Genomic DNA, 19,507 nt, shown 5'->3' with positions numbered 1-19,507 from the left:
GCCGAGATGAAGATTTTCCGGTGCTTCCTCTGCGTTGCACTAGCTTTGTTGAGCAGAATTGATAGCCTCCGCGTAGATATCGAGCACGCGAATGACACTGCCGAGGACGATAGCGTCTGCCTGTGGCGCCAAAGATCCAGATGCGACCATCGGCTCCAGCTGGCCGAGATGCTGACTGATCAATGGGCGCGGAATTGTCAGCCCCTGAAGGGCCGACATAAGTTCGTTCACTGCATTTTGCGCGGCGGGCGCTGCCCAATAATAACGGATACGGTCGCTGAACGAGTAATGCCGCTGGGCATGTTGTTGATGCGCGTCTCCCGGATAATATTTCTGCCAGTGATCCGGCGACGAGAGCATGGCTCGCTCCATCGCGGCGGGCAGGCTTTCGCGGATCGCGTTCGGCACCAGGATCCCGGCAATAGCGCTCAGCCCATACAGGGCCTCGCGCAGAGCGAACGTCAACCAGGGACCGACTTTCAAGATCGCAAATCCGTCGCCGACGAGGTCGGTAAGTGCTTGCTGGCTCTGGTAGTCCGTCGAATGGGCCTCGAAAACAAATTGCGGTATGTCGCTCAATGTGGCGACGAGCTCGGCCGCTGCTTCGCGCTTATAGGCAATGACCTCCGCATTTCCGAACTCCACGCCCGGTTGGACGACGATGCCGATCGCGCGTGCGAAAGCCTCGTCGAGCCCGAGCCGGGAGAAGGCAGCGCGGTGAAGTTCCACGGTTTCACGGGCGTCCGCGGGGGTCGTAATATGCAAATGGTCGAGTGCTTCGACCGCGCCGCCCGGAACAGGAACCTCAGTGCCGATGATGTAGCTTGGAGCCTGCGTTCCGATTTGGCGCACCCTTGCTTCCGACACCGCAGCCAATTGGGCTGCGCGGGATGCAATCGTCTCATTGGGAACGGCCTGAGGATCGCCTGCGCAGGCCATGCTTGTATCGAGATGGAGTTTGGTGAAGCCCGCGGCTGCATAGGCATCAATCATTTCGCTGGCTTTGCGCATAGCCTCGCCGGCGGCCAGGTGCTTCCAGGGATTTGGCCCAAGATGATCGCCGCCGAGAATGAGTTGATCCAGGGGAAAATCGACTTTTGCCGCGATCTTTTCGACGAAGGCGCGAAAAGCAGCGGGCGTCATGCCGGTATAGCCACCATCCTGATTGACCTGATTGCAGGTCGCTTCGATCAGCACATTGGTATTCCGGCCCCTGCCGTGGATCAGCGCCGCCTCGATCACCACGGGGTGGGCAGAACAGACGGAGGTGATGCCGGATGGCCGACCGAAGCCACGGTTATTCGGCATGCTTGCCAGCCGTTTCGCCGCGGCGCTCATGACGATGAGCCCTCCGTCGCATCGGAAATAAAAGCCTGTACTTCGTCAAAGGTGGCTATTCCCTCCATCGGTCCCTTGCGTGTCACAGCCAGGGCGCCGCAGGCGCAGGCAAACCTCAATGCTTCCTCTGGCGGCGCGCCCCGTAGCCAAAGGGAGACGAAGCCTGCGCCAAAGCAATCGCCCGCCCCCGTCGGATCGACCTCCTGGACGGAGAAACCGGCGGCGGTGACCCGACGATGCTGCTCGTAGTAAACGGCACCCTCCGATCCCTTTTTAACGATGACTGCCGATATGCCGCGCCCAAGCATCTCGGCGACCGCGGATGCCTCGTCTTCGGCCGTGGTGAAGATTAAGAGCTCCTCACCGCTGGGTAGGAAGAGGTCGGTTCGAGCCAGAACCTGGTTCAGCGCCTCGCGCATGCCAGGCAATTCGATCATCTCTTTTCGTATATTCGGATCGAAGGAAACGGTGCCGCCACGGCGTTTGATCGTCTCGATTCCTGCAAGAATGACGGCGATTGCCTTTTCGCAAAACAGGGAAGAGCCCATGACATGAAAGTGATCGGCACTGTTCAGCAAGGCTTGCGCTGCGTGGCCGATCTCCATCAATCCCGCCGCACTATGCCTGATATTGAAGACGAAGTGGCGTGAGCCATCTGTCCGATAGGCCACAAAGGCCGTGCCGGTCGCTTGCCCTTTGTGAACCGTGACAGCGGAGACGTCGGCGCCCCAATCGCGCAGTCTGTCTATGTTCATCTGACCGAAATCGTCTTCGCCAACAGCGCTGATCAAACCCGCCGGCTGCCCCAGTCGCGCAGCTTGAGCGATAAAAATAGCCGGTGCGCCCGATGGAAATGGCCCGTGAAGCAGCCCAGGCTCGGCCAAGCTCTGACCGAGCTGATCTGCCATGATTTCGACAACGATCTCCCCGGCACTGACGATCTTCTTCATGAGGGATTGAACTCGCTTCCAGAGAAATCTCTTTTGGTGGTTGAGGTGGCCGATTAACCGCGCACATTTTCTACGGCTTGTATTTTTATGCGTCAAATAATAAATTTGCGCATGTAATGTTTTTACGTGGCATAAGGCCCGAAAGAAGTTGCGCGAAACTTGCGCTGCCAGTTGCGCCGCTTTCCGCGCAGACGCATAACGATCACTAGCAGAAACAGTGGTTTGAAGAATGGTCGGCTTCCGATGGAAAAATTGACGCATAGGACAATGGAGGATTTCGCAAAGTCCTGCGGCGTCTCTCGCCCGACCCTTTCAAAATATTTCGATGATCCGACGAGCGTGAAGCCGGCGACGCGCGCGCTGATCGAGGCCGCGCTTCGCTCGTCGGATTACCAGCCTAATCTTTACGCGCGAAACCTCAATCGGAAAAGAACGCGCAATGTCGGCATTCTGGTTCCCGCTCTCACCGACCCATTTTACGCCGAGATGGTCAATCGCCTGGAACTGCGGCTGCGGAACGAGGGATACTGGCCGATCGTGTTTTCCTCGCACGGCCTGCCGGAATTGGAAGCCGAGGCCGTCAGCACGATGCTGTCGTTGAAGGTGGCGGGTGTGCTCGCCGCACCGCTCGGGCAGAAATCCGATCCGCGCGCGTTCGAAAAACTCGCGCAGAATCTGCCCGTTGTCTATTTCGACACCTATATCGAGGGCAACACGCCGTTCATCGGCAACAATAATTACCAGAGCGTCGCAACGATTGTCGAATATCTCTGCAGGTCCGGAGAGCCACCGGCCTATTTCGACATACCGCACGTCAACCACAACTCGCCGGAGAGACTGGCAAGCTATGTCGCCACGATGAAAGCTTCGGGCTTTGAGCCGGTGGTGATCAAGACCAACGCCGCCTACACCTGGGATTTCGAGCGTGTCGGATACGAGCAGATGGACGCCATCCTCGATGCAAAGAAGCTCCCCCGCAAAACCATCCTCTGCGCCAATGATCGCCTCGCTTTTGGCGTTATGGCTGCGGCATTCGCACATGGGCTAAAGGTCGGACGCAAGAAGGGCGACGACCTCCGTGTTGCGGCCCATGACGATCATCCCTTGAGCCGTTACACCTGCCCACCGCTCACGACGATGGCGCAAGATTTTGCTTCCATGACGGCAAACAGTGTCGATACGTTACTGACGTTTCTGGGAGACGCGGAGGCGCCAGCTGCAACGATCGCACTCAAGGTCAGTCTGGATGGGACGCTGGTGATGCGGCAATCGGCATAGGGCGACGTCTGCGGCCACTCAATCCGGAGTCCCTTCAAAGCTGCGCCACGCCGCCGCTGCTTCCTGTATCGCCAACCGTGCGGCCGGTATGAATTTCCCCATCGACACAAAGCCGTGAATCTGACCCGGCCAATGGCGCGAGATGACCCGAACCCCATCCTCCCGCAACCGCGCGGCATAGGCTGTGCCTTCGTCCATGAGAATGTCGTATCCGGCGGTAGCGATGAATGCCGGCGCAGCCCCTGCAGTGCTTTCGGCCAGCAGGGGCGAGACCTGCCAATCGACGATATCGGCAGCGGTGCGAACATAGTGATCGCGAAACCATTTCATCGCCGTCGTGGTTAAACCGAAGCCTGTGCCATAGCGGCGATAACTGTCAGCCGTCTGCGTGGCGTCCGTGTTGGGATAGATGAGCAGTTGAGCCGCAAGCCGCGGAGCGGCGTCTGAGCGCGACATCAGCGCAAGCACAGCCGCAAGATTGCCGCCGGCACTATCACCGGCGACGGCGATCCGCCGAGCATCGACGCCGAAATCCGTGGCGGACTTTGCCATGAACGCCAGCGCCGCGGCGCAATCCGTTAGCCCAGCGGGAAACTTGTGTTCCGGCGCCAAGCGATAATCCGGGCAGATCACGGTGCATTCGGCGAGATTGGCGAACCATCGGCAGATCTCGTCGTGAGAGTCGAGATTGCCGATCACCCAGCCGCCGCCATGAAGATAGAGAAGACCCGGACCATCCTTCGAGGGCGCGCCAATGCCGCGATAGATGCGCAGGGTGATCAGACCGTCGGGGCCGCTGATCTGACGATCCTCCACCGACACAACTGCCTCCCGGACGCCCTGCAGCACCGGGAAGCCCGCATTGTAGTCGATACGGGCTTGCCGAGGAGTGCCGGTTTCAAGCGGTCGAGTGTTAGACCGATTGCTTATATCGAGAAGGTATCGAACACTCTCATCAAGCTGGTCTGTCATATCGGCTTCTTCCTTCGGCGATCAGGCCAAAAAACTGCGCGCTTCTTCTTCGCCAAGGAGTGGCGGCGGCGTCAGACTTTCACGAACGCCAACCGACTGCCCACTTTCGCCGGATGCCAGAATGGCCTCCATGATCTCGAGCACATGAAGGGCCAGCTCGCCGGATGCGCGCGGCGGTCTGTTCTCCTCGAGTGCACGTGCGAGGTCGGCCACGCCCAGCATGCGGTAATTCGCCCGGTCTGGCGCCGCGAACGGCCAGTTTCTTTTTCCATACAGCTCGTCGTCACTTTCGAAATCACGCCACTCGGCACCCCGTTCGGACAAGGAGACCGTCCCGCCGAATGTATCAGGGTCCGGCAGGCGCAGTGAGCCTTCGGTGCCATGCAGTTCAATCGGATGATTTGAATGGCGGAAGACATCCCAGGACGCGCCGAAGTTGACGGTCGCACCGGACTGAAATTCCAGCAACGACAGGACGTTGGTCGGCGTGCCAACCTTGAACGTCGTATTCTTGAACGGCCCCTCGGCGGTGATGAGGCGTTCATTCTGACCCTTCGTCGCCATCGCCATGACACGCACCACGGGGCCGAGCAGATTGACCAGCATTGTCAGGTAGTAAGGTCCCATATCGAAAATCGGACCGCCGCCTGGTTGATAGTAGAATTGCGGATTGGGATGCCAATGCTCCATACCGCGCCCCATCATGAAGGCCGTCCCGCTCACCGGACGGCCGATTGAGCCCTCCTCCATGAGGCGGCGAGCGCGCCGGCCGGCAGCGCCGAGGAAGGTATCGGGCGCTGAGCCGAGCAAAAGACCGCGGCTCTTCGCCTCCGCCACCAACGTCCGCCCCTCTGCAGCCGACGTTGCAAGCGGCTTTTCCGTGAATACGTGCTTACCCGCGGATAAGGCGGACATGGTCACGTCAAAATGCACCGCGGGAACGGTCAAGTTGAGAACGAGGTCCACCTCGGGATCAGCGAGCAGCTGGTCGACGCTGACGGTGCGAATGCCGTATTCGCGGGCACGAAAGGCCGCGATGTCAGCGGCGATATCGGCGCAGGCGCGCAATTCGATACCGGCGAACAGTGCGGCGTTACGCAGATAAGTCATCGATATATTGCCGCAGCCAATGATACCGATACCAAGCCTTCCCTTTGTTTTCTCTACCATATTTCTCATCCCTCCCTGGATCCGATGACTGCTGCGCACTCCACGGGCAAACCTGCCTGATGCGTCTCTATATGACTTAAAGCATCTTATTTCTTGACGCGCGACAACTTTTTATGGAACATATGAGAATACTGGCACGGAGATTGTGGAGGTCGCCAGTCTTTCCTGGGAGGGAAACCATGCCTGATTTCAAGAATGCGTCAGCCGGTTCGAACGCGACCGGATTTTCCGCAATGCTCGACCGCCGCCAATTGCTGCTCGGCGCTGCGGGCGCCGCTATCGGTGCGGCTACTCTCGGTGTCGCATCGGGACTTGGCATCCGCACTGCACGCGCCGCCGATCGCACGGAGATCAGCTTTGCCAGCGCAAGTTTCTTCGGAAAGGAAGGTATCGGTGATCTCGTCAAAGCCTATAACGAGTCGCAAGACCGCATCATGGTCAAATTCATCGAGCTCCCGCCGCCGAGTTCGTCGACAGAGGTCTATCAGGGCCTGATCCAACAGCTGGCCCGCCGTAACGGAACGCCTGACGTCTTCAGCCAGGACGTGATTTGGATCGCCGGCTTTGCAGCGGCGGGCTGGGCATTGCCCTTGGACGAGTATTTTCCGAAGGAAAAACGCAGCGATTATTTTCCCGGAACCGTCGCCGCCTGCACCTACGATGAAAAGCTGACCGCGCTTCCGTGGTTCGTCGATTCCGGCATGTTCTACTATCGCAAGGATCTCGTTGAGAAGCATGGCGGCAAGGTTCCGGACACATGGGACGACATGGCGACCATGGCTGCTGCGGCCCAAAAGGCCGGCGATGCCAAGTTCGGCTATCTCTGGCAAGGCAAGCAGGCCGAGGTTCTGATCTGCGATGCCGTGGAAGTCATCACCTCGAACGGCGGCTCCATTCTGGCGCACGACGGCAAATCCTCGATCATCGGCGAGAAGGCGGCGGTCGAAGCGATACAGTTCCTATACGACACGATCAACAAGAGGAAGATCAGCCCGCAGAACGTTCTCTCCTGGGATGAAGAGCCTTCCCGTCAGCCCTTTACCTCGGGCGAAGCGATGTTCATGCGCAACTGGTCCTATGTCTATCCGATCGCGCAGGACCCGAAAGCCTCGCACGTCGTCGACAAGGTCGCCGTTGCGCCGCTGCCGCATTTTGCCGGCGGGAAAAGCGCCGCCTGCCTCGGCGGTTATCAGCTTGGCGTCAACGCCAATTCCAAGAAGCGGGAAGCAGCGATCGAGTTCCTGACCTGGATGTCGTCTTCGGAAACGCAAACCCGTCTCGCCCTGAATTTCGGTCTCGCGCCGTCGCGGCCCGCGATCTTCCAGGATGCGAAACTAAAAGCCGAGCAGCCGTTCATGGCAAGTCTTCAAAACGTCTTTACGGGTGCCACACCCCGACCAATTACACCGCAATATGCCAAGGTGACGCTGGCTCTGCAGTCCGGCATTTCCAAGGCGTTGGTCAGTGGCAACGTCCAAGCAGAACTGAAGGCTACTGCCGAACAGATCAACAAGATCGTTGCCTGATATGGCTACCGCAGTGACGGCCCCCGCCAACGGCCGAACACAAAAATCAACGAGGGCGCTTCCCAGCGCCCTCTGGCCCTGGCTCTTGCTGTTGCCGGCCTTCATGTCGCTAGGATCGGTCTCCTTCTATCCGATCGTCAATGGCGTCTATCTCTCCTTCACCAATCGTTCCTTGATCACGCAGGACAATGATTTCGTCGGCATTGCCAATTATCTGCAATTGTCGGCGGATCCGTCATTCTGGAATGCATGGTGGCATACGATCTGGTTCACCACCGCATCGACCGGGCTCGAGACCCTGATCGGTCTGGTCATGGCACTGATCCTTTGTGAGGCTTTCAGCGGCCGCGGGATCGTCCGCGCGGCGATGCTTGTTCCCTGGGCGATGCCGACAGTCGTCACGTCAAAAATGTTCGGGTGGCTGTTCGACGGGCAGCATGGGATCATCAATTTCATCCTGCTTCACGCGGGACTGATCGATCAGAATGTAAACTGGTACGGCGCGCCCGAAACCGCGCTGACGACGATCATTCTCGCCGATGTCTGGAAAACGACGCCGTTCATGGCCTTGCTGTTGCTGACGGGTCTTCAGACCGTTCCGAAATCGTTGATCGAGGCGGCCCGCGTGGATGGTGCCAGGGCATGGACAATCTTCTGGAATATCCGCCTGCCTCTATTGCTTCCGACCTTGCTTATCGCCGGCCTTTTTCGGGCGCTGGACGCGTTTCGCGTCTTCGATCTGGTCTACGTACTGACGGGCGGCGGTCCGGCCGATTCCACGGAAACCCTTTCGACGCTATCCTACAAAATTCTCTTTTCGACTTTGCAGTTCGGCTACGGCTCAGCCGTATCGACAGCGATGTTCATGACCGAAGGGGTGATCGCCCTGGTGTTCTGTCTCTTCCTCGTCAGACAGCTAAGGAAGACGACATGAACGAGCGCTCCGCTTTTCAAAGCATCATGATCTACTTTGGCGCGCTTCTCATTCTCATCTGGTCCGCCGGCCCGTTCCTGTGGCAGTTTTCAACCTCGTTCCAGCACGACAAAGCGCTGACGGAAGGCACGCCCTCGCTCATCCCGGACCCGTTCACGCTGGAGCATTATTACAATGCCTTCGTCGAAAAGGGCCTGCACCACTATGTGCTGAACTCGCTGGTCGTATCGCTCGCCACCACAGCTCTCTGTCTGATCGTTGGCTCTTTAGCCGCCTTTGCCCTGTCGCGTCTCGATGTAAAGGGGCGATTTGGCATCCTGATGGTTATCCTGTCGGTTTCGATGTTTCCGCAGATCGCGCTCGTCGGACCGCTTTATCTGATCGCCTCCGACCTGGGACTTCTGGATACCTACAGGGCGTTGATCATCACCTATCTGGCGCTCGGGCTTCCACTCGTGACCTGGGTTCTGTTCGGCTATTTTGAAACGCTGCCGCGGGAGATCGACGAAGCCGCGCGCATCGATGGCGTGGGCGTGATCGGGCTGCTCTGGCATATCATCCTGCCGATGTCGCTTCCGAGCCTCGTAACCACGGGTTTGCTTGCCTTCATCACTGCCTGGAACGAATTTCTGTTCGCACTGGCATTCACATCCGACAGAGACAGCCAGACGATTCCGGTGGGCATCGCCAATTTCACCAATCAATATTACGTGCCTTGGGGGGACATCGCTGCAGCATCGGCGGTCGTGACCGTGCCGCTGATTGTTTTGGTCCTCTTTTTCCAACGCCACATCATCGAAGGCCTGACACAGGGCGGAATCAAGGAATAATGACATGATTAGGGATTTGAAGGTTGGCTGCCAGACGTTCACATGGGAGATGCTTGGCGAAGCCTGGACCGGAATGCCCGATGACCTGCTCGCAGCGATTTCCGCCGGCGGTTATTCGGGCATCGAAATTACCGACACGATGATCGGCCACTACGCGACAAAACCCGGCGAATTCGCCAAGGCTCTAGCGGATAGGGAGTTGCAGCTCGTCTCTTTCGCCTTCGGCTCCAAAAGCGGCTTCACTGTTGCCGATGCAATGGAAAAGGATCTGGCCACGGCACAGAGGTGGATCGACCATGCCGCGCAATTTCCGGGCGCGCTCGTCTCGATCGGCTCAGCGACAATCGTCTCGGAAGGATCGCGCGAAGATAAGTTTGCCATCGCCGCCGAGTTCTACAATCGCGCCGGTGCGCTCGGCAAGGCATCCGGTGTCGATGTTGCAGTCCATCCGAGTTCGCACCACAATACCCTGCTGTTCAATCGGGCCGACTACGATCGGATCTTCGCATTGCTCGATCCCGCACTGATCGGCTGGGTTCCCGACACCGGCCATATTCTGCGCGGACATGAGGACATTCTGGATACGATGCGCACCTACCAGGATCGCATTCGCTATCTGCACCTCAAGGATGTCGATGCGAACGACCAGTGGGCGATGCTCGGCAAAGGTGTTCTCGATACACCGGCGGTGATCGATCTCGTTTCACAGGCGCCACGCTTCAACGGATGGCTGGTGCTGGAAGAGGAATCCGAGACGGCCGCGGCTGATCCGGCCGCAGCCATAAAGGCCAACCGCGAAACGATGCGCAGCTACGGCGCGTAAGGAATAAAATCATGATCGAGAAGGAAAATCGTCGTCTTCGCGTCGGTGTTCTGGGCTGCGGCCCGATTGCCCAGTTTGCGCATCTGGAATCCTGCGTGAAGGCCAGGAATGCGGATCTCTATGCGATCTGTGACGCCGCACCCGATCTGCTGGCGCGTATGGGCGCGACCTATGAGCCGCAGAAGATGTTCAGCGACTATGATGCCATGCTGTCCGACCCCGATCTGGAAGCGGTCATCGTTGCAACGTCCGACGCCTATCATGTGCCGATGTCCATCAAGGCGCTCGAAGCCGGCAAGCACGTGCTCTGCGAAAAGCCGATCGGTGTTTCGGTCGAGGAAGGACAACAGCTCGCCGATGCCGTCAGGCTCTCGGGCAAGATCCTGCAGGTCGGGCACATGAAGCGTTTTGATCCCGCACTTCAGGCTGCGCGTGACTTCGTTCACAACGATATCGGCCAGATCTTCGCGCTGAAAGCATGGTATTGCGATTCCACCCATCGCTATACCAACACCGATGCGGTGCAGCCGCTTCCCATCACAAGCAAACTTGCCCGCAAGCCGGCCGGTAATCCGAAAGCCGATCTCAGACAGTATTTCATGCTGGCGCATGGCTCCCATCTGGTCGATACCGCCCGCTTCTTCTGCGGCGATATCGTCGCCGTGCGCGCCCGCCTGCTGGAGCGGGCCGGCGCTTATTGCTGGTTCGTGGAAACCGAATTCGCCAATGGCGTCCTCGGCCATCTCGACCTCACGGTCGCGGTCCGCATGGATTGGCACGAAGGTTTCCAGCTCTACGGCGAAAACGGTTCCGTGCTCGCTAAGACCTTCAATCCCTGGTACTTCCGCTCCAGCGAAGTCGAGATCTTTCACGAGAAAGATGCGACCAGCAGGAATCCGCTCGGCGCGGACGGGCATTTCTTCCGCAGGCAGCTTGAAGGCCTGGCCGATACGGCGCTCAAGGGTGCACCGATGCGCGGCGCCAATGTCGAAGACGGTATCGCCTCCATCCGGGCGATGGTGGCGATCGCACGATCGGTGGAGACCGGCGAGCGTGTCGAACTCGCGGCCGTGACAGGAGCCGTCTGATGCAGGTCGGGATCTTCGCCAAGACCTTTCCCGGGACGGATCCCCTAAGCGTCCTCTCCGCGGTGCGCGACAGCGGCTATGCCGGCACGCAGTTCAATCTCGCCTGCTGCGGCCTGCCCTCGATGCCAGACGCTGTGCCGGAGCCTTCGGTATCGGCGACCCGGGCGGCAGCGCAAGCGACGGGCGTTACGCTCGCCGCCTTGTCCGGCACCTACAACATGGCCCACCCCGACCCGTCGGTACGTCAAAAAGGCCTCACCCAGCTCGCGGTTGTCATCGAGACGGCGGCAGCACTTTCCATTCCGCTCGTCACACTCTGCACCGGCACGCGTCATCCCACCGATCAGTGGGCACATCATCCGGACAACACCGATCCCGCGGCCTGGGCCGACATGGCGACCGAAATGTCGAAAGCGCTAGCACTGGCCGAGGACCATGGCGTCGATCTCGGCATCGAGCCCGAACAGGCGAATATCGTGACATCGGCTGCGGACGCCGAGCGGTTGATCGCCGAGATGAGATCGAAAAGGCTGCGCATAGTCCTCGACCCTGCCAATCTCTTCGAAAGCGCCACGCCTACGGAAGCGCGCGCCATTGTCGAGCGAGCAGTGGAGACGGCGGCCGGGCATATCGCCATGGCACACGCCAAGGATCGTTATGCCGACGGACGTTTTGCGACCGCCGGCCTGGGCGTGGTGGATTTCCCTGATTTTATTGCCCGGCTGCGGTCCGTAGGTTTCGACGGTCCGCTCGTCACCCACGGCCTTTCGGCAGCGGAGGCACCGCGCGTCGCGGCCTTTCTCAAGGAATTGGTCTGATGAGGGCAGCAACGCGTTTCATGCGCGGCGATGCGAGCCTTGCCGTTTTCGACAGCGGGCAAGGGCTGCCTGTCCTCTTCCAGCACGGCTTAGGCGGAGATGAGGCGCAGGTTGCGCAAACTTTTCCAACGGTCAGCGCGGCGCGACGAATCACGGTCGAATGCCGCGGACATGGCGCGTCATCGCTTGGCGACATCAGGCCCTTTTCACTTCGAATGTTTGCCGAGGACGTGCTGGCCGCAGCGACAGATCGCGGATTTGATCGCTTTGTCGTCGGCGGTATTTCCATGGGGGCTGCAATTGCCTTGTATCTCGCTCACCATTACCCGGACCGCGTCGCAGCCCTCGTTCTTGTCCGTCCCGCCTGGACCTTTACCGCCGCACCGGACAATCTGGAGCCGGTTCGCGCTGTCGCGGCCTTACTCCGCTCGTATTCGATCGGAGAAGCCAAGGAGCGCTTCGCCAGTTCAGAGATCGGCATGCAGATATGCGCGAACGCGCCCGATAATTTTGCCTCCCTGCTCGGCTATTTCGACCGACCGAATGCCGTTGCTTTCGCATCCGTGCTGGCCGATATCGCGGCCGACGGTACGGGCTTGACTCAAACAGTGGCTGCCGCCCTCACCGTCCCTACCCTTGTCATCGGTAACGAACAGGACGCTATCCATCCGCTTGCGCACGCACGGACTCTCGCCGACACCACTCCCGACGCGTGCTTTGTCGAAGTCACTCCCAAGGCGGCCGACAAGGCACGGCATTTCGCCGAAGTCCAAGACGCCATCGCCACTTTCCTCGCATCCAAGACCATCCGGAGCCTCATCCCATCATGACCCTCAAGACTCTTTCAGGCCCGGCAGCCATCGCTGCACTCCCCCGCGACCGGCTGCTGGGCGAATTCTCGCTGTGGTCGGCCGATCTCGCCAACATGGAGGCCGATCTCAGACGCATAGAGCCCTATGCCGACCTGCATCATATCGACGTCGCCGATGCACGCTTTACCCCGGGCTTCCTGTTTTTTCCGGATTTCGTCGCGCGCATCGCCAAGGCAACCGCTAGGCCGATTCACGTTCATCTGATGGTCGAGGCCGAAATCGTCGAGGAACAGACGCGCCAATTCATCGAGGCGGGTGCCGATCTTATTAGTGTTCACGCCGAAAACGGCGAAGCCGGTTTACGCGCCATTGCGCTGGCAAAGAAGCTGGGCGCAGAAGCCGGTGTCGTCCTGCGATTGGAGACCCCCAATTTAGCCGTCCGGCCATTCATCGACCACGTCGCCTTCGTGACTTTGCTTGGCACCTCGATCGGCGTCAAAGGGCAAAGCCTTTCCGAAAAGGCCTGCGACCGGCTGATCGAGATGCGCTCCCTACTGAAGCAGTTCGGTCGCGAAGATCAAGTCATCTTGGCCGCCGATGGCGGCATTCGCGAACAGACCGTGCCGCTTCTACGGCAAGCCGGAGCACAAACGGTCGTTCTTGGTTCGCTCGCATTCGGTGACAAGAACCTGGGTGAGCGGATCGCCTGGCTGCACGGATTGGAGAGTCGGGTTTCGTGAAAAAGGTTGCCCTTGCATTCGATCTCGGTGGAACGGAGCTTCGCGCCGCGCTGGTGAGCGACAAGGGGAGCCTTCTGTCTTTCTCGGTCGTCCCGACGCATGCCGCCGGAGGGCCAGCTGCCGTGGTCCAACAGATCGAATTGTTGGCGTCTACGGTGCTGGCGCAAACACCCGATCTTTCTCCTGTCGGAATCGGGATCGGCGCGCCCGGCCCCCTCGATCCCGAAGCCGGCATCGTTATTGCGCCGCCGACCTTGGCCGGATGGTATGAAGTTCCGCTGGCTGACATTCTCTCCAGCCGTTTCCAGTTACCGGTGCGGCTCGAAAACGACGCCAATGCGGCGGCACTTGGCGAATGGCGATATGGCGCCGGGCGCGGCGCGAGGTCGATGGTCTTCGTCACCGTATCGACCGGTATCGGCGGCGGCGTGATTGCCGATGGACGGATCTTGCATGGCAGACGGGGCCTGGCCGCGGAAATCGGTCACATGACGATCACAAGCGAAGGGGAGCGGTGCTTCTGCGGCGCGATCGGCTGTTTCGAAGCGGTCGCCTCAGGGACGGCTCTTGGCAGACGGGCAACGGCACGCACCCAGCAGTTCGATGGGTCGGCGCTGCGCCAACTCTCTGCGGACGCGGATGTGACCGGACGGCACGTCGTCGAAGCCGCGCGAAAGGGCGATGTCCAAGCCCTCGAACTGCTTCAAGCCGAGGCGCGATGGCTGGGGATCGGCTTTACCAATCTGCTCCACCTCTATTCCCCGGACATACTGGTGATGGGCGGCGGCATATCACATGGCTTCGACCTCCTGCAGGAGGCCATGACGACGACCATTCACGATCGCGCCATGCCGGCCTATCGTGATGTGCCGATCGTTCCCGCGCAACTCGGGCGTCATGCGGGTCTGATCGGCGCAGCCAGTCTCATCCTGAGCAGTGAAGAAAAAATCGGCCCTGGGCCATCGAGCCCTGAAGATGCTGACAAACGTGGCGCGGCGTGATCTTCCGGCAAAAGGGAGACTAGCGATGGCTAATCGCAAGCTCCGCGATACGCGCAGCTCCTACAGCGCCCTCTGATGGGATGGAGGAAAGCGGGCTACGAGCGGAATAGGTGGCCGCGGTCGGTATATCGGCTATCCTTTGCGACGACTGCCGCACCGATACCCCCCGGCCTTCCCAACCGCGCTTGTCTCGAATGTGCAGAAGGCTGCAGGTTTGCCCCGTTGCCGCATCCTGGTGCATCGATGGTCATGCGTATCTTACGGCAGCTCGGCCGGCATTACCGTAACATACTTCCGTGTGCGTTAGCTTTCGGGCAGGTTTTGCCGGCACGCCGATCCCGGCGTTGAAATCTCCATGGGGGACAAGAATGTCGAGGAGAAGCACTCTTTTCGCGGCGGTTGCGCTTGCCTGCATTGTGCATGGCGGGCTCGTGCAGGCCCAGACCATGAGCTATGCGGATGCGATCACGAAACTGGCGGGCGACTGCGGTTCCGACATCCACAAATTCTGCAGGGGTCTGAACCTCGGTGGCGGCCGCATCGCCGACTGTCTCCAGCAGAACGCCGCGAAGGTGTCGCCGACCTGCAAGGCCTCGGTCGCCAGCGTCGTCCAGTCGATCAGCCTGCGCGAGCAGGCGCAGGCGGCCTATAGCGACGTCTGCAGGTTCGACATTGCCCAGCGCTGCAGAGGCATCAAGGGCGACGGCAATATTCTCGCCTGCCTCGTCAAGAACAAGCTGACCACCGACAAGTGCAGCCAGGCAATCACCGATGCAGGCTGGAGGTAAGACCATGATCGCGCGTTCCTTCAAGACACTCGCAGTTCTCCTTGCCGTCTCCATGGTGCCGGCAAGCCTCGCCTTCGCCCAGCAGGTATCGCAACAACGGATCATTTCGGGGCTGGGCAAACTCAAGGCGAACGCCCAAGCCGTCGATGTCGAACTGTTGCGCCAGGAGGCGATGAAAGGGGCGGGCCAGCCGATGTCGGCGCTGCCCAATTGGAGCAGGATCGGCCAGCTGCCGCAGATGGTCGTCGAGATCAATTTCGAAAATGACTCGGTCGCCATCGAGCCGGAATCCTATCGCACCCTCGGATTGATCGCCGACGCCCTGCACCATCCCAACCTTTGGGCCTACAAGTTTCTGGTGATCGGCCATTCCAGCTCGACCGGCGACGCGAAACACAATCTCGAGCTCAGCGATCAGCGTGCCGCAGCCATCAAGGAAGCGCTGGGAACCACCTTCGCCGTCGATCCGCAACGGCTCTATGCCGTCGGTGTCGGCGAGGCCTTCCCGATCCCAGGCTCCAACACAGAAGCCGCAGCCAACAGGCGCGTGCAACTCGTCAATCTCGGCGTCTTCACTCAAAAAAAGTGAAATCCGAAAGGCCTTGTGTGCCGGTCGTGAGGATCGCGCCCAGACGCAACCGAAGCCTTGCTCTTTTGGGGGCAGCTGGGCGCTCAACGCACGCTACGCCGGGTCTTCCGAAAATCATCACTCAATGAGAGATCTGATCCTGTCGAGATCCGCTGACGTCACCGGATTGTAGATCACCATGCTGAGATCGGGGCGGCCATCGACCGCAAACGCTGAATATTCAAACGCGAGCGGGCCTAGAACCGGATGCTTAATGTGCTTGACGGTCTCGCCATGGCTGCGGATGTCGTTGTCGCGCCACATCACTTTGAACTCAGGGCTCAATTGGCAGAGTTGAGCGACGAGCGGCTCCACTTCCGCCGCGGCCCCTGCACGCGCCGCATCTATCTTGAACGCGCCCACGACGAAGCGCGCCACGCTTTCCCAGTCATATTGCGCTGCGCGGGCGCGCGGATCGAGGAAGATGAAGCGCAGGATGTTGCGCTGTTCCGGCGGTAGCGATCCATAGTCCATCGACATCACGGCCACGGCGCGATTCCAGGCGACAACGTCCCATATCGCCGTCCTGATGAGGGCGGGGGTCGGCTCCAAGGCATCGAGCACGCGCTGCAACCGCGGCGTGACGCCATCATCTTTCCTGTAGCGCACCTCAGGTGGATGACCGAGGCCAAGCAGGAAGAGATGCTCGCGCTCGATATCCGTCAGCATGAGGGCACGCGCGATCCGGTCGAGCACATCGGCCGAAGGCGCCCCGCCGCGCCCCTGCTCAAGCCATGTGTACCAGGTCGGACTGATATTGGCGCGTTGCGCCACCTCCTCGCGGCGCAGGCCAGCGGTGCGGCGCCGCGCCGGAGAAAAGCCGAAGGCAGCCGGATCAAGCTTTCCGCGCCGGTCCCTCAGATAAATGCCAAGCAGATTCTCGCTCGTGACGTGTTTGTCCATCCTGTTAGCCATTATACTACGATAAACTCACTACTTTACCAGGATAGCGCATCGGTACACATCTGTCTCCAACGAAACCACAGGAGACTATATTGATGCGTGTATTTGTCACCGGCGCGACCGGTTTCATCGGCTCGGCCGTCGTAAAAGACCTGATTTTGGCCGGCCATCAGGTGCTCGGCCTTACGCGCTCACACGAGAAAGCGGCGGCCCTTGCTGCCGCTGGTGCCGAGGTTCTTCACGGATCGCTGGAGGACCTGGACAGCCTTAAGGAGGGAGCTGCTCGCGCGGACGGCGTCATCCATCTGGCCTTCAACCACGACTTCTCGAGATTCGTGGCGAACTGCGAGGACGATCGCCGTGTGATCAAGGCAATCGGCTCGGTTCTCGCGGGCTCCGACCGGCCACTGATCATTACGTCCGGGACCCCGATAGCCAACACCGTACCCGGTCAGCCGGCCAAGGAAGGCAACGCGACCGTCGGTTCCGACGTACATCCTCGCGCGGCCTCTGAGGAGGAGGCCGCATCTGTCGCCGCAAGCGGGGTCAATGTCTCGGTGGTGCGACTTCCGCAGGTTCACGACCCGGTCAAGCAAGGTCTGATCACCCCCTTGATCGAGATGTATCGCGAGAAGGGCGTGTGTGCCTATGTTGGAGACGGACTCAATCGCTGGCCGGCGGCGTACGTTCTGGATGTAGCCCGCCTCTACCGGTTGGCCATCGAAAAGGCTGAGCCGAACGCAAAATATCACGCGGTCGAGGAAGAAGGTGTGCCGGTGCGTGATATTGCGCAAGCCATTGCTGGACGCTTGAAGCTGCCGGTCAAATCCATCGGCCCGGAAGAGACCCAGGCTTATTTCGGTTGGCTCGCAATGTTTGCCGGGCACGACATGCCCGCTTCCAGCGAGCAAACGCGGAGGAAGCTTGGGTGGGAACCGGTGGGACCCAGTTTGATCGCCGATCTCAATCAGTTGCGCGGCTTCGACAGCTGAAGCTGAAAGCGCCTGCCCTGCTCTCCCCTGCCGAGGCTCGCCCGCAAAGATAGCGGACGAGCTCAATCGCCTGGCGGCTTGCCATATTTCGTCTTGGTCTTTGGTACCGTTGACTAGCCCCGCTCTTCAATCGGTACCAGCGACTTAACCAGACTTATGATCTTAAGCCGCGTCCGCGTGTCTTTGATCTTGGCGAACGCGCGATTTAGTTCGACGCCCTCCCCTGAGGCGAGGAAGCCGGCTAGGCCATTCCCGGCAGCGAAAATTTCTTCCCCACTATTCTCCGGCGCCGCAGAGACGCCCTCGAAGAAAAATGAAACCGGCACGTCGAGACAGTTTGCAACGCGTTGCAGCCGGCTGGCTCCGACCCGGTTTGTACCTTTTTCATATTTCTGTACTTGCTGAAACGTAACATTCAGGCCTTCTGCGAGCCTCGTTTGACTCATGCCCAATATGCGACGCCGTATTCGAATGCGTCGCCCGACCTCGATATCTATCGGGCTCGGGTCCTTCTTACTTGTTCCCTTTTGCACGATTCCCTCGTTCTGCCTGACAGTGTCTTGGTGCCCTGAATGGACACAAAAACCGTCCATCGAACCTGGGGACTCGATGGACGGGGATTGGGCCTGCTCCGGGACCTGCTTACGTCATGGCTGCAGGTCCCACTGCCCATGAGTGCCGTGCTGCGTGTCGCACTTCAATGAGATTGAAGCACACCATGAGCGGGCGCTCCGTTTTCCTGCGTATTCGGGATAACGTTCGCGCTATGCGAACATTCCTCGTTACCCGACAGGCAACGGCGGACGACTTCTGGTGTCCTTGAGTTTTGCCGACCTTTTCGATGACCGCTTGCTAGCTGTGATGGTATCGTTCACTTGTTCAGAGAGTGCCGTCAGCAATGTTACCGTCGAAGTTTTACTTGCCCCCGCCCCGGCGCAGTTTCGCTGCGTTGGATGGCATTTCACCAAAGGATTGGTGATAGAGCGCTGCAAAACGTCCCATATGGGAGAACCCCCAACTCCGCGCGACCTCGGAAACCGACAGGGAGGTGGCAGGATCTGTCAGCGCTTTGCGCACACCTTCCAAGCGGATTGCCCGCAGATAATTTAGAGGCGTGGTGTCCTTGAATTGCTGAAAAGCTGCCTGCAATGCCCGCACGCTTGTGCCAGCCGCCTCAGCGATATCAGCGATACCCATCGGAGACGAAACATTGGCATGCATATATTCGATTGCTCTCTTCAAGCGCTTTGGTATCGCCGGAGAAATCGGTTTTGTCAGCCGCGCCGAATAATTATTTGGCACGGTTTCCAGCAGCAGGGTCATCATCGCCTGCAACAGGCGTTCGATAAACGCCGAAGAGGCCTGATGCACCTCATCAACATCCAGGCAACTCCAGATAAGATTTCCGAGTGCCGCTATCCGCGAACCTTTTACAGTTCCCAGATTAACCGTGTCAGCAAACTCGATACCATCAGCAACAGGCGCATCCAGCAGTTCACTTAATTGCCGGATCATCGCGGATTTTTCGAACGCGATGCCGATGTGGCTGCGGTCCTCATGAAGAACCAGCTTATCGAAGCACGACATATCACCCAAGAGGCCAACTGCCGGCTCCGATACGAGTTGTTTTCGACCCGTCTCTATTGCCATCACGCCTGAGGACGGAAGGTAGAGAGCATAGGCATCTGGCCCGCCCGAGAGCGTGACCCTCATCCCCGAATGGCATCTTCCATTCCAGACGCCGCAGCGTTCAACGGCATAATGCCGGTCTTCCACCGAAATCAGAGAGCGTCGCTGAAGGGGCTCCACCTTCACCGGCGATAAGGTCTTCGCATAGTGCTCCGTCATTTCATCGGCATCGGCATTCATGATCTTGAAAACGGAAAGACCGGCGTACTTCATCAATTTCCCCAAAC

Annotated in this window: 20 protein-coding genes; 13 read left to right on the top strand and 7 right to left on the bottom strand. The window is 59.4% G+C overall.

The features are described 5' to 3' along the window. Positions 1 to 39 precede the first annotated feature (39 nt). Complete coding sequence (locus tag CCGE525_RS24515) at positions 40 to 1,338, bottom strand: D-tagatose-bisphosphate aldolase, class II, non-catalytic subunit (RefSeq protein ID WP_120706958.1); 1,299 nt, start codon at positions 1,336 to 1,338, stop codon at positions 40 to 42. Beyond that, on the bottom strand, positions 1,335 to 2,288 hold the full coding sequence (locus CCGE525_RS24510; RefSeq protein ID WP_120706957.1) for a sugar kinase: 954 nt from the start codon (positions 2,286 to 2,288) through the stop codon (positions 1,335 to 1,337). The genes CCGE525_RS24515 and CCGE525_RS24510 overlap by 4 nt, the downstream gene beginning before the upstream one ends. Positions 2,289 to 2,531: 243 nt before the next feature. Between CCGE525_RS24510 and CCGE525_RS24505 the strand changes: the two genes are divergently transcribed. Beyond that, complete coding sequence (locus CCGE525_RS24505) at positions 2,532 to 3,566, top strand: LacI family DNA-binding transcriptional regulator (protein WP_120706956.1); 1,035 nt, start codon at positions 2,532 to 2,534, stop codon at positions 3,564 to 3,566. Positions 3,567 to 3,584: 18 nt separating this feature from the next. On the opposite strand, the gene CCGE525_RS24500 is transcribed toward CCGE525_RS24505, so the two are convergent. Then, positions 3,585 to 4,538, bottom strand: coding sequence for an alpha/beta hydrolase (locus tag CCGE525_RS24500; RefSeq protein ID WP_120706955.1), 954 nt, complete (start codon positions 4,536 to 4,538; stop codon positions 3,585 to 3,587). A gap of 21 nt (positions 4,539 to 4,559) precedes the next feature. Further along, positions 4,560 to 5,708 (bottom strand): Gfo/Idh/MocA family protein, encoded by a 1,149-nt coding sequence (locus CCGE525_RS24495; protein ID WP_120706954.1) that lies wholly within the window; start codon positions 5,706 to 5,708, stop codon positions 4,560 to 4,562. A 179-nt stretch (positions 5,709 to 5,887) separates the two neighbouring features. Here CCGE525_RS24495 and CCGE525_RS24490 point away from each other — a divergent pair, with 179 nt between their 5' ends. From CCGE525_RS24490 to CCGE525_RS24440, 11 genes are all read left to right on the top strand, one after another. Next, entirely contained in the window at positions 5,888 to 7,234 is a 1,347-nt protein-coding gene (locus CCGE525_RS24490; RefSeq protein WP_120706953.1) for an ABC transporter substrate-binding protein, read from the top strand. Between the two features lie 103 nt (positions 7,235 to 7,337). Further along, entirely contained in the window at positions 7,338 to 8,168 is an 831-nt protein-coding gene (locus tag CCGE525_RS24485; protein ID WP_245472281.1) for a carbohydrate ABC transporter permease, read from the top strand. Beyond that, the gene (locus CCGE525_RS24480; protein ID WP_120706951.1) at positions 8,165 to 8,998 is read left to right on the top strand and encodes a carbohydrate ABC transporter permease; all 834 of its coding nucleotides are present in this window, start codon (positions 8,165 to 8,167) and stop codon (positions 8,996 to 8,998) included. The genes CCGE525_RS24485 and CCGE525_RS24480 overlap by 4 nt, the downstream gene beginning before the upstream one ends. 4 nt (positions 8,999 to 9,002) lie before the next feature. After that, on the top strand, positions 9,003 to 9,821 hold the full coding sequence (locus CCGE525_RS24475) for a sugar phosphate isomerase/epimerase family protein (protein ID WP_120706950.1): 819 nt from the start codon (positions 9,003 to 9,005) through the stop codon (positions 9,819 to 9,821). Between the two features lie 11 nt (positions 9,822 to 9,832). After that, positions 9,833 to 10,909: a Gfo/Idh/MocA family protein gene (locus CCGE525_RS24470; protein ID WP_120706949.1), complete on the top strand. Its 1,077-nt coding sequence runs from the start codon at positions 9,833 to 9,835 to the stop codon at positions 10,907 to 10,909. Then, a complete protein-coding gene (locus tag CCGE525_RS24465; RefSeq protein WP_120706948.1) occupies positions 10,909 to 11,727 on the top strand; it encodes a sugar phosphate isomerase/epimerase family protein in 819 nt (272 codons plus the stop codon). Before CCGE525_RS24470 ends, CCGE525_RS24465 begins: the two co-directional genes overlap by 1 nt. Beyond that, positions 11,727 to 12,557 (top strand): alpha/beta fold hydrolase, encoded by an 831-nt coding sequence (locus CCGE525_RS24460; RefSeq protein ID WP_120706947.1) that lies wholly within the window; start codon positions 11,727 to 11,729, stop codon positions 12,555 to 12,557. Before CCGE525_RS24465 ends, CCGE525_RS24460 begins: the two co-directional genes overlap by 1 nt. Beyond that, a complete protein-coding gene (locus tag CCGE525_RS24455) occupies positions 12,554 to 13,279 on the top strand; it encodes a ribulose-phosphate 3-epimerase (RefSeq protein ID WP_120706946.1) in 726 nt (241 codons plus the stop codon). Before CCGE525_RS24460 ends, CCGE525_RS24455 begins: the two co-directional genes overlap by 4 nt. Continuing rightward, a complete protein-coding gene (locus tag CCGE525_RS24450) occupies positions 13,276 to 14,280 on the top strand; it encodes an ROK family protein (RefSeq protein ID WP_120706945.1) in 1,005 nt (334 codons plus the stop codon). Before CCGE525_RS24455 ends, CCGE525_RS24450 begins: the two co-directional genes overlap by 4 nt. Before the next feature lie 368 nt (positions 14,281 to 14,648). Beyond that, on the top strand, positions 14,649 to 15,068 hold the full coding sequence (locus CCGE525_RS24445; RefSeq protein WP_120706944.1) for a hypothetical protein: 420 nt from the start codon (positions 14,649 to 14,651) through the stop codon (positions 15,066 to 15,068). A gap of 4 nt (positions 15,069 to 15,072) precedes the next feature. After that, on the top strand, positions 15,073 to 15,657 hold the full coding sequence (locus CCGE525_RS24440) for an OmpA family protein (RefSeq protein WP_120706943.1): 585 nt from the start codon (positions 15,073 to 15,075) through the stop codon (positions 15,655 to 15,657). 117 nt (positions 15,658 to 15,774) lie between these two features. Here the strand turns inward: CCGE525_RS24440 and CCGE525_RS24435 are convergent, their stop codons facing one another. Continuing rightward, positions 15,775 to 16,599: a helix-turn-helix transcriptional regulator gene (locus tag CCGE525_RS24435; protein ID WP_120706942.1), complete on the bottom strand. Its 825-nt coding sequence runs from the start codon at positions 16,597 to 16,599 to the stop codon at positions 15,775 to 15,777. Positions 16,600 to 16,694: 95 nt separating this feature from the next. Between CCGE525_RS24435 and CCGE525_RS24430 the strand changes: the two genes are divergently transcribed. After that, positions 16,695 to 17,591 carry an SDR family oxidoreductase gene (locus tag CCGE525_RS24430; RefSeq protein WP_120706941.1) on the top strand — a complete coding sequence of 299 codons (897 nt, stop codon included), beginning with the start codon at positions 16,695 to 16,697 and terminating at the stop codon, positions 17,589 to 17,591. 113 nt (positions 17,592 to 17,704) lie between these two features. On the opposite strand, the gene CCGE525_RS24425 is transcribed toward CCGE525_RS24430, so the two are convergent. Together CCGE525_RS24425 and CCGE525_RS24420 are read right to left on the bottom strand one after the other, a co-directional pair. Further along, the gene (locus CCGE525_RS24425; protein WP_245472280.1) at positions 17,705 to 18,124 is read right to left on the bottom strand and encodes a helix-turn-helix domain-containing protein; all 420 of its coding nucleotides are present in this window, start codon (positions 18,122 to 18,124) and stop codon (positions 17,705 to 17,707) included. Positions 18,125 to 18,506: 382 nt separating this feature from the next. Continuing rightward, entirely contained in the window at positions 18,507 to 19,493 is a 987-nt protein-coding gene (locus CCGE525_RS24420; protein ID WP_120706939.1) for an AraC family transcriptional regulator, read from the bottom strand. Positions 19,494 to 19,507 lie beyond the last annotated feature (14 nt).

The organism is Rhizobium jaguaris, assembly GCF_003627755.1.
Lineage (GTDB): Bacteria > Pseudomonadota > Alphaproteobacteria > Rhizobiales > Rhizobiaceae > Rhizobium > Rhizobium jaguaris.
The sequence above is the reverse complement of the archived record's forward strand: the minus strand, read 5'-3'. Positions and strand labels throughout refer to the sequence as shown.

Excerpts from the sequence above, each read along its gene's own strand:
- CCGE525_RS24515 (WP_120706958.1), bottom strand. The coding sequence starts at position 1,338 with ATGAGCGCCGCGGCGAAACGGCTGGCAAGCATGCCGAATAACCGTGGC.
- CCGE525_RS24510 (WP_120706957.1), bottom strand. The coding sequence starts at position 2,288 with ATGAAGAAGATCGTCAGTGCCGGGGAGATCGTTGTCGAAATCATGGCA.
- CCGE525_RS24505 (WP_120706956.1), top strand. The coding sequence starts at position 2,532 with ATGGAAAAATTGACGCATAGGACAATGGAGGATTTCGCAAAGTCCTGC.
- CCGE525_RS24500 (WP_120706955.1), bottom strand. The coding sequence starts at position 4,538 with ATGACAGACCAGCTTGATGAGAGTGTTCGATACCTTCTCGATATAAGC.
- CCGE525_RS24495 (WP_120706954.1), bottom strand. The coding sequence starts at position 5,708 with ATGGTAGAGAAAACAAAGGGAAGGCTTGGTATCGGTATCATTGGCTGC.
- CCGE525_RS24490 (WP_120706953.1), top strand. The coding sequence starts at position 5,888 with ATGCCTGATTTCAAGAATGCGTCAGCCGGTTCGAACGCGACCGGATTT.
- CCGE525_RS24485 (WP_245472281.1), top strand. The coding sequence starts at position 7,338 with ATGTCGCTAGGATCGGTCTCCTTCTATCCGATCGTCAATGGCGTCTAT.
- CCGE525_RS24480 (WP_120706951.1), top strand. The coding sequence starts at position 8,165 with ATGAACGAGCGCTCCGCTTTTCAAAGCATCATGATCTACTTTGGCGCG.
- CCGE525_RS24475 (WP_120706950.1), top strand. The coding sequence starts at position 9,003 with ATGATTAGGGATTTGAAGGTTGGCTGCCAGACGTTCACATGGGAGATG.
- CCGE525_RS24470 (WP_120706949.1), top strand. The coding sequence starts at position 9,833 with ATGATCGAGAAGGAAAATCGTCGTCTTCGCGTCGGTGTTCTGGGCTGC.
- CCGE525_RS24465 (WP_120706948.1), top strand. The coding sequence starts at position 10,909 with ATGCAGGTCGGGATCTTCGCCAAGACCTTTCCCGGGACGGATCCCCTA.
- CCGE525_RS24460 (WP_120706947.1), top strand. The coding sequence starts at position 11,727 with ATGAGGGCAGCAACGCGTTTCATGCGCGGCGATGCGAGCCTTGCCGTT.
- CCGE525_RS24455 (WP_120706946.1), top strand. The coding sequence starts at position 12,554 with ATGACCCTCAAGACTCTTTCAGGCCCGGCAGCCATCGCTGCACTCCCC.
- CCGE525_RS24445 (WP_120706944.1), top strand. The coding sequence starts at position 14,649 with ATGTCGAGGAGAAGCACTCTTTTCGCGGCGGTTGCGCTTGCCTGCATT.
- CCGE525_RS24440 (WP_120706943.1), top strand. The coding sequence starts at position 15,073 with ATGATCGCGCGTTCCTTCAAGACACTCGCAGTTCTCCTTGCCGTCTCC.
- CCGE525_RS24435 (WP_120706942.1), bottom strand. The coding sequence starts at position 16,599 with ATGGACAAACACGTCACGAGCGAGAATCTGCTTGGCATTTATCTGAGG.
- CCGE525_RS24430 (WP_120706941.1), top strand. The coding sequence starts at position 16,695 with ATGCGTGTATTTGTCACCGGCGCGACCGGTTTCATCGGCTCGGCCGTC.
- CCGE525_RS24420 (WP_120706939.1), bottom strand. The coding sequence starts at position 19,493 with ATGAAGTACGCCGGTCTTTCCGTTTTCAAGATCATGAATGCCGATGCC.